This is a genomic window from Microbacterium pumilum (genome assembly GCF_039530225.1).
GTDB classification, from domain to species: domain Bacteria; phylum Actinomycetota; class Actinomycetes; order Actinomycetales; family Microbacteriaceae; genus Microbacterium; species Microbacterium pumilum.
Window position 1 is genome coordinate 1,461,083 of the sequence record NZ_BAAAOH010000001.1, and the last position, 14,087, is coordinate 1,475,169.

At 69.2% G+C, this 14,087-nt stretch carries 15 protein-coding genes; 8 read left to right on the plus strand and 7 right to left on the minus strand.

The features are described from left to right. Positions 1-52: 52 nt before the first annotated feature. The 3 genes from ABD188_RS06410 (at position 53) to ABD188_RS06420 (ending at position 2,197) form a co-directional block, all read left to right on the plus strand. On the plus strand, positions 53-355 hold the full coding sequence (locus tag ABD188_RS06410) for a hypothetical protein (protein ID WP_344059651.1): 303 nt from the start codon (positions 53-55) through the stop codon (positions 353-355). A 34-nt stretch (positions 356-389) separates the two neighbouring features. Further along, positions 390-1,205 (plus strand): MBL fold metallo-hydrolase, encoded by an 816-nt coding sequence (locus tag ABD188_RS06415; RefSeq protein ID WP_344059653.1) that lies wholly within the window; start codon positions 390-392, stop codon positions 1,203-1,205. A 101-nt stretch (positions 1,206-1,306) separates the two neighbouring features. Then, positions 1,307-2,197 (plus strand): aldo/keto reductase, encoded by an 891-nt coding sequence (locus tag ABD188_RS06420; RefSeq protein ID WP_344059655.1) that lies wholly within the window; start codon positions 1,307-1,309, stop codon positions 2,195-2,197. A gap of 16 nt (positions 2,198-2,213) precedes the next feature. On the opposite strand, the gene ABD188_RS06425 is transcribed toward ABD188_RS06420, so the two are convergent. Further along, a complete protein-coding gene (locus ABD188_RS06425; protein ID WP_344059657.1) occupies positions 2,214-2,519 on the minus strand; it encodes a hypothetical protein in 306 nt (101 codons plus the stop codon). A gap of 203 nt (positions 2,520-2,722) precedes the next feature. On the opposite strand from ABD188_RS06425, the gene ABD188_RS06430 reads away from it, so the two are divergent. The 3 genes from ABD188_RS06430 to ABD188_RS06440 all read left to right on the plus strand — a co-directional run bounded on the left by ABD188_RS06430 (position 2,723) and on the right by ABD188_RS06440 (position 4,969). Beyond that, the gene (locus ABD188_RS06430; protein ID WP_344059659.1) at positions 2,723-3,280 is read left to right on the plus strand and encodes a putative immunity protein; all 558 of its coding nucleotides are present in this window, start codon (positions 2,723-2,725) and stop codon (positions 3,278-3,280) included. Positions 3,281-3,476: 196 nt separating this feature from the next. Then, on the plus strand, positions 3,477-4,076 hold the full coding sequence (locus tag ABD188_RS06435) for a carboxymuconolactone decarboxylase family protein (RefSeq protein ID WP_344059661.1): 600 nt from the start codon (positions 3,477-3,479) through the stop codon (positions 4,074-4,076). Next, positions 4,073-4,969, plus strand: coding sequence for an RNA polymerase sigma-70 factor (locus ABD188_RS06440; RefSeq protein ID WP_344059663.1), 897 nt, complete (start codon positions 4,073-4,075; stop codon positions 4,967-4,969). The genes ABD188_RS06435 and ABD188_RS06440 overlap by 4 nt, the downstream gene beginning before the upstream one ends. A gap of 16 nt (positions 4,970-4,985) precedes the next feature. Here ABD188_RS06440 and ABD188_RS06445 read toward each other — a convergent pair whose 3' ends face one another. The 4 genes from ABD188_RS06445 to ABD188_RS06460 all read right to left on the minus strand — a co-directional run bounded on the left by ABD188_RS06445 (position 4,986) and on the right by ABD188_RS06460 (position 8,794). Beyond that, positions 4,986-5,738 (minus strand): ABC transporter permease, encoded by a 753-nt coding sequence (locus tag ABD188_RS06445; RefSeq protein WP_344059665.1) that lies wholly within the window; start codon positions 5,736-5,738, stop codon positions 4,986-4,988. Further along, positions 5,735-6,457, minus strand: coding sequence for an ABC transporter ATP-binding protein (locus tag ABD188_RS06450; protein ID WP_344059667.1), 723 nt, complete (start codon positions 6,455-6,457; stop codon positions 5,735-5,737). The genes ABD188_RS06445 and ABD188_RS06450 overlap by 4 nt, the downstream gene beginning before the upstream one ends. After that, on the minus strand, positions 6,454-6,996 hold the full coding sequence (locus ABD188_RS06455; protein ID WP_344059669.1) for a TetR/AcrR family transcriptional regulator: 543 nt from the start codon (positions 6,994-6,996) through the stop codon (positions 6,454-6,456). Before ABD188_RS06455 ends, ABD188_RS06450 begins: the two co-directional genes overlap by 4 nt. 298 nt (positions 6,997-7,294) lie before the next feature. Next, the gene (locus ABD188_RS06460) at positions 7,295-8,794 is read right to left on the minus strand and encodes an MFS transporter (protein ID WP_344059671.1); all 1,500 of its coding nucleotides are present in this window, start codon (positions 8,792-8,794) and stop codon (positions 7,295-7,297) included. Between the two features lie 97 nt (positions 8,795-8,891). Between ABD188_RS06460 and ABD188_RS06465 the strand changes: the two genes are divergently transcribed. Next, positions 8,892-9,518 (plus strand): TetR/AcrR family transcriptional regulator, encoded by a 627-nt coding sequence (locus ABD188_RS06465; protein ID WP_344059673.1) that lies wholly within the window; start codon positions 8,892-8,894, stop codon positions 9,516-9,518. Here the strand turns inward: ABD188_RS06465 and helR are convergent. Then, entirely contained in the window at positions 9,413-11,734 is a 2,322-nt protein-coding gene (gene helR / locus ABD188_RS06470; protein WP_344059675.1) for an RNA polymerase recycling motor ATPase HelR, read from the minus strand. The two genes, ABD188_RS06465 and helR, sit on opposite strands and share 106 nt — an antisense overlap. 185 nt (positions 11,735-11,919) lie before the next feature. Here helR and ABD188_RS06475 point away from each other — a divergent pair, with 185 nt between their 5' ends. After that, positions 11,920-13,398 carry an amidohydrolase family protein gene (locus tag ABD188_RS06475; protein WP_344059677.1) on the plus strand — a complete coding sequence of 493 codons (1,479 nt, stop codon included), beginning with the start codon at positions 11,920-11,922 and terminating at the stop codon, positions 13,396-13,398. 171 nt (positions 13,399-13,569) lie between these two features. Here ABD188_RS06475 and paaI read toward each other — a convergent pair whose 3' ends face one another. Then, positions 13,570-13,992 carry a hydroxyphenylacetyl-CoA thioesterase PaaI gene (paaI, locus tag ABD188_RS06480; RefSeq protein WP_344059679.1) on the minus strand — a complete coding sequence of 141 codons (423 nt, stop codon included), beginning with the start codon at positions 13,990-13,992 and terminating at the stop codon, positions 13,570-13,572. Positions 13,993-14,087: the final 95 nt, after the last annotated feature.

A 14,087-nucleotide genomic window follows, 5' to 3' on the forward strand; every position in this document is an offset into this window, starting at 1 on the left:
CGTGAGATGTGTGCTCAGGCTAGGGCCAACCAGGGGAGACGTCGGGCGCCCTGTGAAAAATGCAGGAGGTGCGGGACTGCCCGAGCCGATCCACTCGATCATCATCAACGCCTACAACGGCGCGCTGACCCCGATCTTCCTTTACCTGGTGCCGCTCGTGCTCGTCGCCGCCGCGCTGCTGCTCTTCGTGGTCGAGAAGCCGCTCGCCACCCGCATCGAGAAGGTGGAGGGCGAGCCGTCGCTGAACATGGAGGTGTTCGACGAGTCGCTCTCGGCGAGCGCGAACCCGACGGTCGAGCCGGTGCTCTCGGTCCACAGCGGAACCATCCGCCTGCCCGAGCGACCGGAGCGATGACCCACTAGAGTCACCTCGACGAGAGGTGCCGCAGATGTCCTTCTGGATCTGTGCGACCTGCGCGGTCGAACATGCCGAACGCGTCGACGTGTGCGCCATCTGCGCGGACGAGCGGCAATGGGTGCCCGCCGACGGGCAGAAGTGGACCACGCTGACCGAGATGACCGAGGCCGGCTACCGCACCGAGCTCGTCGAGGTGGAGCCCGACCTATGGGCGATCAGCAGCCGGCCGGACGCCGGAATCGGGCAGCAGTCGAAGCTTGTGCGCACCCGCTCTGGCTGCCTGCTGTTCGATCCGATCGGCTTCCTCGATGACGCCGCGATAGACCGCATCCGGCAACTCGGCCCGGTCGTGGCGATCGTGGCGAGCCATCCGCACATGTACGGCGTGCAAGTCGAGTGGAGCCGGAGCCTCGGCGGAGTGCCGGTGCTCATCGCGGAGCAGGATCGGATGTGGGTGGCGCGGCCCGACGCGGCCATTCGGACCTGGTCGGGTGAGATGGAGGTGCTGCCGGGGGTGACCCTCACGCAGCCGGGCGGGCACTTTCCGGGAAGCGCCGTCGTGCATTGGGCTGCGGGCGCGGACGGGAAGGGCGCGCTCCTGTCGAGCGACACCATCTTCGCCAACCTCGACCGCACCTCTGTCAGCTTCATGCGCAGCTACCCGAATCGCCTTCCGCTCTCGGGGGCCGTCGTCGACCGGATCGCCACGCACGTGGAGCGGTTCGACTTCGACCGGCTCTACGGCAACTTCGACAACGTGATTCCGACAGACGCCCGCGATGTCGTGCGCTGGTCGGCGAACCGCCACATCGGGTGGGTCCGAGGGGACTTCGACCATCTGACCTGACACCTCACTGGCCACTCGCACGAGTGCGTGGACACTGTCCAGCCCCGCCGGACATCCGCATCTGCCTGGCAGGGTGGGAGCACACGACCACGAGGAGAATCATGAAGCAGCGCACACTGGCCGGGCGACAGGTGTCGGCGATCGGGCTCGGCGCCATGCCGCTCTCGATGAACAACGACAAGGTGCTCCCGGCGCGCGAGGACGCGATCGCCACCGTGCACGCCGCACTCGACGCCGGTGTCACCCTCATCGACACCGCGGACTGCTATGCGCCGGCATGGAACGAGATGGGCCACAACGAGCGGATCGTCGCCGAGGCGCTCCGCACCTGGAGCGGAGACACCTCCGGCATCTTCGTCGCGACGAAGGGCGGCATCACCCGCAACGAGGGCGAAGTGTGGGGCAGGGACGGCTCGGCGACCTACCTCCGCACCGCCGTGGAGAAGTCGCTCGACAACCTCGGCGTGGACGTGATCGATCTGTACCAGTACCACCGCCCCGACCGGTGGATCGTCTACGGCGAGATCATGGTCACTCTCGCCAGCCTCCAGGAGGAGGGCTTGATTCGCGCTGTCGGCATTTCGAACGCGAGTGTCGAAGAGATCGCGATCGCGCGGCAGGTGCTCGGCGACGGGAATCTCGCGAGCGTGCAGAACGAGTTCTCGCCCAAGCATCCGGGCAGCATCGACGAGCTGCGCTATTGCGGCAAGCACGGCATCGCGTTCCTTCCGTGGAGCCCGCTCGGCGGCACCGGGGGCGGAGCGCGCGAGGTCGGCGAACGCTTCTCAGCGTTCCGCGAGGTCGGCGAGAACCACCGCGTCAGCCCGCAGCAGGTCGTACTCGCCTGGGAGCTGGCACTCGATCCGCAGGTGATCCCGATCCCCGGCTCGCGGCGCCCCGCATCCATCGCCGACTCCGCGAAGGCGGCGGACCTCGAGCTGAGCGACGATGAGCTCGCCCGGCTGACGGATGCGGTCGGCATCAGCGAGTAGGGTGCCGGCGAGTGGGTTAGGCGGGTACCAGGCGGATACGTCCCCGGAGAAAGGGGAGCGCCGGCGCCCGGTAGGCGAGCGACCCGGTGTGATTCGGCTCGAGGGTGATCTCCGCCTGGCCGAAGCGCCACATCCGATTGAAGAGGAAGACGCCCAGGACCACCGATTCGTCGGTGGGCACTTGCCACGTGCCCAGGCCCCACTGGACCGGCTGGCCGCGCCCCCCGATGACGAGCGTCGGCTTGATGCCCCGGTACAGCGCGAACCACGGCTTGTGCAGGGTCAGTTCGATGCGCCGGGTGTTGGTCTCGCCGGTGCTCACGCGGCCACCGACCTATTGGCCTCGGCTACGGCGATTCCAGACACGGGGCTCCTTCGGGTCGGAAAGACGACTGACAGGGTGGTTCAGCCGGCGGATGGGCGGGGTCGGATGTCGCAGACGCGGCTGTCTGCGACATCCTGGACACTCTCGACCGTAGCGGGCGATGCCAGCCACCGCTGGCGCCCGCGTGGGAGGGTGCTGACATGGCTTCACGTCAGACGTTGAGCGAGTCGGACCGTCGGGTCGTTGCAGGATGGGCCGCGGACTGTGCGGAGCGGGTTCTCGCGGCGTTCGAGGCAGAGGCGCCGGCGGATGGCCGACCTCGCGATGCGATCGGCCGAGCCCGGGCATTCGCCCGAGGAGAGCTCAGCGCGGCCGAGGAGATCCGCAGGCGGTTCGTCGCCGGCCGGGCCGCGTCGCAGGCGGGCACTCCTGTCGCCGCTGCGGCTGCTCGGTCCGCCGCACAGGCGGCCGCCGTCGCGCACATGGGTGCGCACGCGCTGGGCGCGGCGGCCTATGCGGCCCAGGCAGCGGCGCTGGAGCGCCCGGACCGGCCCGGCGCGCTCCACGACGAGGTGCGGTGGCAGATCGATCACCTGAGTGACGAGGCCCGGACGGCGCTTCGGCGCCTGCCGGCCCTTGGCGAGGACTCCGCCGGCCCCCTGGGTCCAGGACTTCTCTCGTCCGGCCAGCTCGCCACGGTCATCCGAGCCATTCAGGCTGATCTCGCCGATCCGCAGCGGCGCGCGCCATCCGTCTGAAGCGAGCGCTCGGGTGCGAAGCCGACGCTGAGCTTGTCGAAGAACTCGGGTGGAAGCCGGTCGCTGAGCTTGTCGAAGCGCCCGGCGGCCCTTCGACAGGCACAGGGTCCTCCTGGGTCATGGTGTCGCGTCGGGATGTCACAACCCCTGCCCGCCCGGTGTCTCCATGTAAAAGCAGCCGAACCTTGGAGGACCCATGACCAACGAAGCCCGAGTGCCTGCGATCGAGATCACGGGTCCGATGGGCGCCGTGATGAAGTTCGCGGCCCGAAAGATGCTGGGTGAGGTTCCCGACTCGCTCGGCGTGATGTGGAACAACCCCAAAGTCCTCATGGACATGATGGGCGTCAACCGCAAGGCCGAGAAGTGGCACGAGCTCGACAAGAACCTCGGCGTCCTCGCCAACATGGCGGCCGCCGCCTCGGTGGGGTGCAGCTTCTGCCTCGACCTCAACTACTTCATGTCGCGCAGTCACGGACTCGATGAGACGAAGGCCCGCGGGGTGCCGGGGTGGCGCGAATCGGTCGTCTACACCCCGCTCGAGCGTCACGTCATGGAGTACGCCGAGGCGATGTGCCAGACGCCTGTGGCGGTCACCGATGAGCTCGCCGCGACGCTGCTCGACAGGCTCGGCGCCCCCGCGCTGCTCGAGCTGACCGCACACATCGCGATCATGAACATGTCGGCCCGGGCCAACATCGCGCTCGGCATCCGCTCGCAGGGTCTCGCCGCTTCGTGCGGGATGCCCCCGCTCGCGACGGGGGCGACCACCGCGGACGTAGGCTCGACCGCATGAGCAGCCCGCGCGGCTCGGACGGCGCCGACCCATTCGTCACCCATCGAAGCCTGCTGTTCACAGTCGCCTACGAGATGCTCGGATCGGCTGCCGACGCCGAAGACGTGCTGCAGGAATCCTGGCTGCGGTGGGCGCATGTCGATCAGCAGCACGTGCGGGATCCCCGTGCCTACCTGGTGCGGATCGTGACCCGTCAGGCACTCAATCAGCTGCGCACGGTGGCGCGCCGACGTGAGGATTATGTGGGCGAGTGGCTGCCCGAGCCGCTTCTCACGACCCCGGATGTCGCCGACGACGTCGAGCTCGCCGAGAACGTGTCCATCGCGATGCTGACGGTGCTCGAGACGCTCGCGCCGACCGAGCGCGCGGTGTTCGTGCTTCGCGAGGTCTTCGATGTGCCCTTCGACGAGATCGCCGAGGCCGTCGACAAGTCGCCCGCCGCCGTGCGCCAGATCGCGCATCGCGCGCGGGATCATGTCGCCGCACGTCGTCCGCGCATCCGTGTCGGCCGCACCGAGCACGAGGAGGTCGTCGAGCGCCTGGTCGCGGCGTTGAGCGCCGGCGACATCCAGGCTCTGATGGACGTGCTCGCACCCGACGTCGTCTCGGTCGCCGACAGCGGCGGACACGTGCGCGGCGCCGCACGTCGTCCGGTCGTCGGAGCGGACCGCCTGGCCCGCTACCTGCTCGGGGGCATCGCGAAGGCGGGTGCGTCCTTCGCGATGTCGCCGATGTCGCTGAACGGCGAGCCCGGGGTGCGGATCGAGGTCGATGGGATCCTGGCTGCCGCGGTCAGCGTAACCGTCGAGAACGGGCGTATCACCCGCATCTACTCGGTCGCGAACCCCGACAAGCTCGCGTGGCTGGATGCGGAGCTCGCGCTCACGCGATGAGACGGATGTCGCCGCGTCAGCGATCGAGTTGCAGCCGATGCCAGGACCACACGGTGACAGCCCCGACGACTCCGGCGAGCACCACCGGCGCCGCAAGCTGGACCGCAGAGACGGCGGTTCCGCCGGAGATCGCCCAGAGCGACGGCGCGGCGACGGGCATCCATCCGCCCATGCCCGTCAGGGCGCCGACCTGCGCGACGACGACGAGCCCGATGGCACAGCTCACGCCGGCCAAGAGCGACCGCGCCGCGGTCGCGACCCATGCCACAGGCAGAGCGACCGCAGCAGTGAGGAAGCCGAGCGCCGACTGCCGGCCGATTCCCGCCCACGCGGCCGCATCGGGGGGTCCGAAGCCGAGGATGAGACCCAAGACGAGCAGGGCCGCACTGAGCAGCAAGGTCGCACCGATCGCCCAGAGCGCGTAGATCGCGAGTTTCGCGGCGGCGATGGTGCCTCGTCCGACGGGCAGGCCGAAGAGGCCGGTGATGGTTCCGTCGGCGAACTCGCGCGCGAAGAGCCACGCCAGCACCACCCCGAAGCCGATCAGGCCGCCGGCGCCGGTGATCTGCGCCGCGCCGCTCACCAGGCCCGACCAGTCGAATGTGGCGTCCGCCCCCAGCTTGGCGGTCAGCTCCAGATTGCCGGAACGGATCGCCGCCATCATCGTCGCGATGAGCACGACGACCCCGCCGACGATCGACGCGGCGGCGATGACGCCGACGGGCGATCGCACGAGTTTCAGCGCCTCGACCTTCATCGCGGCCTTCACGCGGCCACCGCCCTTCGCTCCTCGTCATCGATCCGCACGCGCTCGAAGAACACGCGTTCGAGTTCGGATGTCGCAGGCTCCAGCTCTCCGATCAGGCGGCCGCCGTTCATCACGACGATCCGGTGCGCGATGCGGGCCACCTCATCGAGGTGGTGGCTGCTCACCAGCACGGCGGCGCCGGCATCCGCTCGCTGCAGGAGGGCATCTCGAAGCACGAGCACGCCCGCGGGGTCGAGCGCGTTGCTCGGCTCGTCGAGCACGACGAGCCGTGGAGCGTGCTGCAGCGCCGAGGCGAGCCCGACCCGCTGCCTGTTGCCGAGCGACAGGCGGCGCACTCGGCGATCGGCGTACCCATCGAGCTTCCACTCCGTGATTGCTCGCTCGACGCACGACGGGTCGGCGCCGCGGAGCGCCGCCGCCGCGCGCAGGTTCTGTCGCGTCGTCAGTTCGGGGTAGGCGAGCGGCACCTCGATGAGGTGTCCGACCTCGCGCCACACCGCAGCGGGAGCGGTGGCGAGATCACCGCCGGCGATCCGGACGGTGCCTTCCTGCGGCCGCAGCATGCCGAGCGCAAGCCGCATCAGCGTGGTCTTGCCGGCGCCGTTGAGTCCGACAAGGGCGACGATCTCTCCCGGTGCGAGCGACAGCCGGAGGTCGTGCACACCGTCACCTCCGCGGAACCTCCGAGTGGTGCCATCGAGTTGCAGCAGCGGAGTCATGCTTCCCCCAATGCCCGGAAGGCCGTCTGCAGCGCGGTCGAGATGTTCGCGTCATCGCTCAGCGACCAGTCGATGAGTGCCGCATTGAGCCCGGCAACCACGGCTGCAGCGACGACCCTGCTCTCGGGGGCGGGCGTGTCGCGCTCCACGAGGGCGTCGACGATCGCCTGTTCCGTCGCCGCACTGCCCGCCGCAAGCGCGCCACGCAGGGAAGGCGTCGTCGCGACGATCCGCAGTCGTTCGCGCACGATGGCGACGTCGGGAGGTTCCACGGCAGCCCACGCGGCCCGGATGCCGCGAATGGTTGCGGGCAGGGCGGGCTCGTCGCTCGGACGAGCGCGCACCGCAGCGGCGATGAGTGGGTCGTAGGGGTCTTCGACGAGGAAGGCCGACTTGCTCGCGAAATGGCGGAACAGTGTCATCTCGCTGACGCCCGCGCGACGCGCGATCTGCGCCGTGGTCGTCGCGGCGTACCCGCGCTCGACGAACAAGGCCATCGCCGCGGCCTCGAGCTTTCTGCGTGTCGCTTCTCGCGCCATCCTCAGATGTTAGTCACTAACATTCGAGTCTGTCCACCCCGAAGGCGAAGGACGTCGGACGCTTCGACAGGCTCAGCGACCGGGGCCGGCGTGCTGACGGGCCGCGGACGCTTCGACAGGCTCAGCGACCGAGGCCGGCGTGCTGACGGGCCGCGGACGCTTCGACAGGCTCAGCGACCGCGGCCGGCGTGCTGAAGGACGTCGGGACGCTTCGACAGGCTCAGCGACCGAGGCCGCCGTGCTGAAGGACGTCGGGACGCTTCGACAGGCTCAGCGACCGCGGCCCTTCAACCCGGCGTCAGTGCGCGATCACCGGTTCGGCACCGACCTCCGCTGCGGGCGCAGGCGCGTGGCTGAGCGAGAGGCCGTGCCCGCGGCGCCGGAACAGCAGTGCCGACATGACCGCGCCGGCGGCGAAGAACCCGGCGCCCCACAGGTACGCCGTCGAGTAGCCGGCGAGCGCGGCATCCGTCGCCACCTCCGCGGTCAGCGGCAGGTGAGCTGCGAGGTAGTCGGTCGTCGCGGTGGCGGCGAGGGTGTTCAGCAGCGCCGTGCCGACCGAGCCGCCGACCTGCTGACTCGTGTTGACCGTCGCACCGGCGACACCGGCGAACGCGCGGTCGACGCCGAGCGTGGCGGTCTGCATCGAGGCGGGCATGATCGTTCCCATCGCGAAGCCCATGATCATGAGGGGCGGCAGGACGTCTGCGATGTAGACGCTCGTGGCGGTGAGGTGCGTGAGGTAGATCATCGCGATGACGCCCAGCGTCATTCCGATCGGCACGAGCACCTTGGGGCCGAAGCGGGGCACGAAGATGTTGGTGCCGAGCTGCGCGGCGAGCACGAGCATCGCGATCATCGGCAGGAATGCCAGGCCGGTCTGGATCGGTGAGTATCCGAGCGTCGCCTGGAGGTAGTACGTGACGAACAGGAAGATCCCGAACATCCCCGCTCCGGCGACCATGACAGAGAGGAACGCTGCGCCGCGGTTGCGGTCCAGGACGATCGAGAGCGGAAGGAGCGGGTGCTCGGCGCGGGTCTGCCAGAACACGAATGCGGCGAGCAGGATGACGGCTGCGGCGAGCATTCCCCACGTCAGGGGCGAATCCCAGCCGTCGGTCTCGGCGTTCGAGAAGCCGTAGACCAGGCTGAAGAGACCACCCGACACGAGCAGGGTTCCGGGGATGTCGAGCTTGGGTCGCGGTCCCGTGCGAGCGTGGAACGGGATGAAGATGAGTGCGCCGACGAGGGCGAATACGGCGATCACGACGTTGATGTACAGACTCCAGCGCCATCCGGCGTACTCCGTGAGCACTCCGCCGAGGAGGAGGCCGATCGCGCCGCCGGCGCCCGCGATAGCTCCGAAGACACCGAAGGCGCGTGCGCGCTCCTTGGGGATGATGAAGGTCGTCGTCAGCAGCGCAAGGGCTGTCGGGGCCAGGAGAGCGCCGAAGGCTCCCTGCAGGGCGCGGGACGCCACCAGCAGTTCGAAGGTGTCCGCCGCGCCGCCGAGCGACGAGGCGACCGCGAATCCGATGAGGCCGATGATGAAGGTGCGTTTGCGGCCCCACAGGTCGCCGAGTCGGCCGCCGAGCAGCAGCAGGCTGCCGAAGGCGAGGGAGTAGGCGGTGATGATCCACTGACGCTGACCGTCCGAGAACCCGAGATCGGCCTGTGCCGAGGGAAGAGCGATGTTCACGACGGTTGCATCGAGGACGACCATGAGCTGAGCGAGGCCGACGACGGCGAGTGTGACCCAGCGACGACGATCGGTCGCCGGCAGTGTGGTTTCAGGCATGACGTCACTCTATACGGTACTGTGGAGTTCCGGATCTCACTAGTTCAGGAATTAACCCGCTGGTAATGTGAGGCAGAACAGAAAGGGGCGACTGTCGATGGCGCAGACCGACCTTCTCGAAGGCAAGGCGCGCCTCGGTCGCAAGCGGGATCACACGCGCGATGCCGAGATCCTGGATGCCGCACTGGACGTCCTCGCTGAAGAAGGCTACGACGGCATGACCATCGACATGGTCGCCGCCCGGGCCAAGGCCGGCAAGGCGACCGTCTACCGCCGATGGGCGTCCAAGACGGACCTCGTCCTCGACGCCGTCGCGTGCCTCAAGCCCAACGACATCGACTACGCCTCCCCTCCCGACACCGGCACGCTGCGCGGTGACCTCGTCGCGATGGTCAAGACGCCCACCATCCGCGAGAGCGAGCGCAAGCTCAAGATCATGGGCGGCATCGTGTCGATGATCGCCCGCGACTCCGAACTCGCCGACGCGGCGCAGGCCGCGCTCGTCGAACCGCGCGCGGGCGCCAATCGCATCATCTTCCAGCGCGCTGTCGATCGAGGCGAGATCCCGGCCGACAGCGACATCGACACCCTCTGCATGATCGGGCCCGCGATGATGACCTACCGGTCGCTGATGCTGCAGCTGCCCGCATCCCGCGATCTCGCGATCGCCACGATCGACCGCGTCATCCTCCCCGCCGCCGGTATTCGACCGACCACGAATTGAGCCGGGGGAACCCCGGGAGCGGTCGCTGAGCGTGTCGAAGCGTCCGCGGCCCTTCGAGGCTCAGCGACCGGGTGCGTGAGCACGACGAGCTGCTGGGTCGCCCGTGTCATCGCGACATAGCGGTCGACGGCTCCTTCGATCCCACCGCCGAACGAATCGGGATCGACCAGCACGACCAGGTCGAACTCGAGCCCCTTCGACAGCTCGGGGGTGAGTGATCTCACGCGACTGGTCGACTCGAAGGCCCCGTCGCCGATGACGCAGGCGATGCCTTCGGCGTGCTCGTCGAGCCACGTGTCGAGGATCGCGTGCAGTTCGGATGCGGCTCCGTGTCGCACCGGAATGCCCGTGCTGCGGATGGAGGTCGGTACGTTCGCATCCGGCAGGATGGTTCGGATGACGGGCTCGGCCGCTGCCATCACCTCCTCCGGCGTTCGGTAGTTGACGGTGAGCGACGCCAACTCCATCCGTGGGAACCCGACTCGGCGCAGACGGTCCTGCCACGATTCGGTGAAGCCGTGCCTGGCCTGGGCGCGGTCTCCGACGATGGTGAAGCTCCGCGAGGGACAGCGAGCCAGCAGCATCTGCCACTCCGCGTCGGTGAGCTCCTGGGCCTCGTCCACGACGATGTGCGCGAACGGGCCCGCGAGAACATCGGGGTCGGCGGACGGCAGGCCGGCGTCATCCGCCAGCGTGTTCTGGAAGTCCCGCCCGCGCAGCATCGACATGACCGCCATCTCGGAGTCGTCGGCGGCGATCAGGTGGTCGATGACCCTCGACATCTCCTCTCGCTCGGCCGCGAGCACCGCCTCGCGCTCCCGTCGGCGCCGAGACTCGTCCGGATCACCGATCCGCTGCCGTGCGGCATCCAGGAACGGCAGATCGGATAGGGTCCATCCGTGCGATTCGTGCCGCTGCAAGGTCGCCACCTCGTCGGAACTCAGCCATGGTGCGCAACGCTGCAGGAACGATGGCGATGACCACAGCTGGGCCACGAGAGCGGTCGGATCGATCAGCGGCCATGCACGATCGAACGCGCGCACGAGCTGCTCGTCCCGCAGCAGCGCTCGGCGGAACAGTCCGGCCGGCACGTCGCCCCGCCTGTCGACGAGGATGTCGAGGAGCGTCGCCCAGACCTGATCGCGTGCCTCGTTGTGCGCGGCGCCCGGCTCGGCTGAGCGGAATGCCTCGGTCCAGTCCTCGGCGTCCAGCCACACGTCGAGCCAGGGGGTTTCCGCCGTCAGACCGGTCGACGGAGGTCGCTCGTAGAGGGCGGTGGCGGCTTCGATCGCGGTCAGCAGTCGCACCGACGACTTCAGGCGAGCGGCATCCGGATTCTCTTCGACGCCTGCCGTCGCGCCCTCGGCGACGAGATCTCGGAGGGTGCAGATCTGCACGCCGTCTTCGCCGAGGCTGGGCAGGATGTCGTCGACATAGGCCAGGTATGCCTGGTGCGGTCCCACGAAGAGCACGCCTCCACCACCGCGTCCGATCCGCGCATCGGAGTAGAGCAGGTAGGCCGTGCGGTGCAGGGCGACGACGGTCTTGCCGGTGCCCGGGCCGCCATCGACGACCAGTGGCCCCTGCGAGCCGGCGCGGATGATGGCATCCTGGTCGGCTTGGATCGTGGCCAGCACATCGCGCATCCGGCTCGTCCGGCCCACGCCGAGGCTGGCGATGAACGCGGACTCGTCGTCGAGCGCGATCCGCCGCTCCAGCCCGTCGGCGGTGAACACCTCGTCCCAATAGTCGATGATCCGGCCGCGGCGCCAGCGGTATCGCCGCCGGCTCACCAGGCCCATCGGGTTGGCGTGGGTCGCTCCGAAGAATGGCTCGGCCGCAGGAGAACGCCAGTCGAGCAGCAGCCGACGACCCGCACCGTCCGTGAGGCCGAGCCGGCCGATGTAGAGGTCGCCGCCGCTTCCGCTGTCCGCGCTGACCATCTGTCCGAGACACAGGTCGAGTCCGAACCGCCGCAGCGTGCTCAGCCGGGCCGTGAGGCGATGGATCTCGAGGTCGCGGTCCAGCGCCTGCTGGCCCGTTCCGCCTCGCTCCGTCCGAACTGCATCAAGGCGACGGGACAGGTCGGCGATCGACTCCTCGAGACTCCGGGCGAGGGCGGCGAAGTGCTCCTCGTCGGCGGCGATGAGTGATGGGTCGGCCTTCGGCGCAAGGCGGGCGGGAAGGTCGAAAACGCTCGTGGTCAGGGGGTTCACGGGGGGAGGCTCCGATCTCGAGAACGCGGTCTCCGCTCGGCATGTGGGTCGCGACCGACCAGTATGCGCCATGGAGGGGGCCTTGCGGCAAGGCCCTGTCGGGGCGGTATCCTGGAAATGCGAGAAGGTTCCGCGCGCGATGCCGCCCGCTCCGCAGCCCCGGCGATCGCGGCAGAATGAGCCGCATGGACCGCACCATTCTGCGCGGCGGATGCGTCATCGATCCAGCCACCGCCACTTCGACCGTCGCCGACGTCGTGCTGCGCAAGGGACGAGTGGCGAGCGTCTCGTCGACGCCGGTCCCGGATGCCGGTGCCACGGTCGTGGACGTCGCCGGCCTCATCGTCGGGCCCGGCTTCATCGATATGCACAGTCATGTTCATTCCATCGCAGGGCAGCGGCTGCAGGCGTTCGACGGCGTCACGACGAACCTCGACCTCGAGGCGGGACTCATGCCGATCGAGCGCGCGTACGCCGATGCCGCCGCGGCGGGACGCGTGCTGAACTACGGCTTCTCCGCATCATGGGCGCAGGCACGCGGAGCGGTGCTGGCGGGCGTCGAACCGACGGCGACCTTCGCCGGAACGGCCGCACTGTTCGGCGATGTGGAGTGGCAGCGCAGCTCATCTGCGGCCGAGCTCGGGGAATGGCTGGGCCTGCTCGAGCGTGAGCTCGCGGCCGGTGCACTCGGCATCGGTGTGCTGATGGGCTACGCGCCGCGCTCCGATCCGGCCGAGTACCTCGCGGTTGCGCGCCTCGCTGCATCCGCCGGAGCATCCACCTTCACCCACGTTCGGGAACTCGTCGAAATCGACCCGACAACCCCGGTCGACGGGTCGCTCGAGCTCGTGGTCGCGGCGGCCGAGACGGGCGCGGCGATGCACCACTGTCACGTCAACAGCACGTCGAAGCGCCACCTCGACCGGGTGCTCGCGAACCTCGACGATGCCCGCGCCGCGGGGTCGCGAGTCTCGGTCGAGACCTACCCCTACGGCATGGGAAGCACCGGCGTCGGCGCGTTCTTCCTCGCCCCGGAACGGCTCGCGCCGGCGGGCCTCACGCCGTCGAGCATCATCATGCTCGGCAGCGGTGAGCGAATCGCCGACGAGCGCCGGCTCCGCGAGATCCGCGCCACCGATCCCGCCGCGATCTGCTTCGTGGAGTTCCTCGACGAGCGGTCGGATGCCGATCGCGAGCTGCTGCGGCGCGCGCTGGCCTATCCCGACTCCATCGTGGCGAGCGATGCCATGCCGGTCGAGTGGGCGGACCGCCGCACCGACAGCAGGGAGTGGCCGCTGCCAGCCGGGGCGGCGACGCATCCGCGCACCGCGGGGACGTTCGCGCGCAGCATCCGGCTCATGGTCCGTGAGCACGGACTCTGGGACTGGATCGAGGCCTTCCGGCGGTGCTCCTATCTGCCCGCCCGGGTCCTGGATGACATGGCCCCCGCGATGCGCACCAAGGGGTTCCTCGCGGCGGGCGCGGATGCGGATCTCGTGGTGCTCGATCCGGCGACGCTCACCGACAACGCGACGATGGCCGACCCGGTGCGCGTGTCGAGCGGGGTGCGTCACCTTCTCGTCGGCGGCACATTCGTCATCCGCGATGGACAACTCGATGTCGGCGCCTACCCCGGTCGGCCGGTGCGCGGCGAACCGCGCTGATCGCGCGCGGTCACTGGGCGCGCGGTCCCTGGGCGCGCGGTCCCTGGGCTCGCGGTCAATGGGCTCGCGGTCCCTGGGCGCGCGGTCAATGGGCGCGCGGTCCCGGGGCTCGCGGTCCCTGGAGCGCGGTCCCTGAGCTTGTCGAAGGGCAGCCCGACGTCTCGCCGGTGGCTACTCGGTGGGTGTGCGGCGGGTCGTGATCGACCGCCCGCGGAACTCGGCGACGATGTCGCCCCTCTCGTCGGTGACGGTGACGTCATAGAGCCCGGTGCGGCCGACGACCACACGGCGTCGAGCGTTCGCAGTGAGCACCTGACCCGCTCGCGTGGACTTGAGAAAGGTGATGTCGGCACCGCCTGCCACCGTCACAGAGTCGTCCTCGTTGCAGGCGATTGCGAAGGCCGTGTCGGCGAGGGCGAAGACCAGCCCTCCGTGCGTCACCGCGAACCCGTTCGTCATGTCGTCGCGCACCGTCATCGAGACCGTCGCGGAGCCCGGCTCATCGCGCTCGACCACCATGCCGAGCGCGGCCGACGCGCGGTCGCGCTGCATCATCGGGCGGACGTCGGAGCGGGGTTTGTCGGCCGCCGTCATGGCACTCTCCATCGAGTCGGTCAGAGTCGAGGATGACTATACCGGGGAAAGTGAACGCTCGGTCTGTAAATACGGGGAGAGCTGAAGCGACTCAG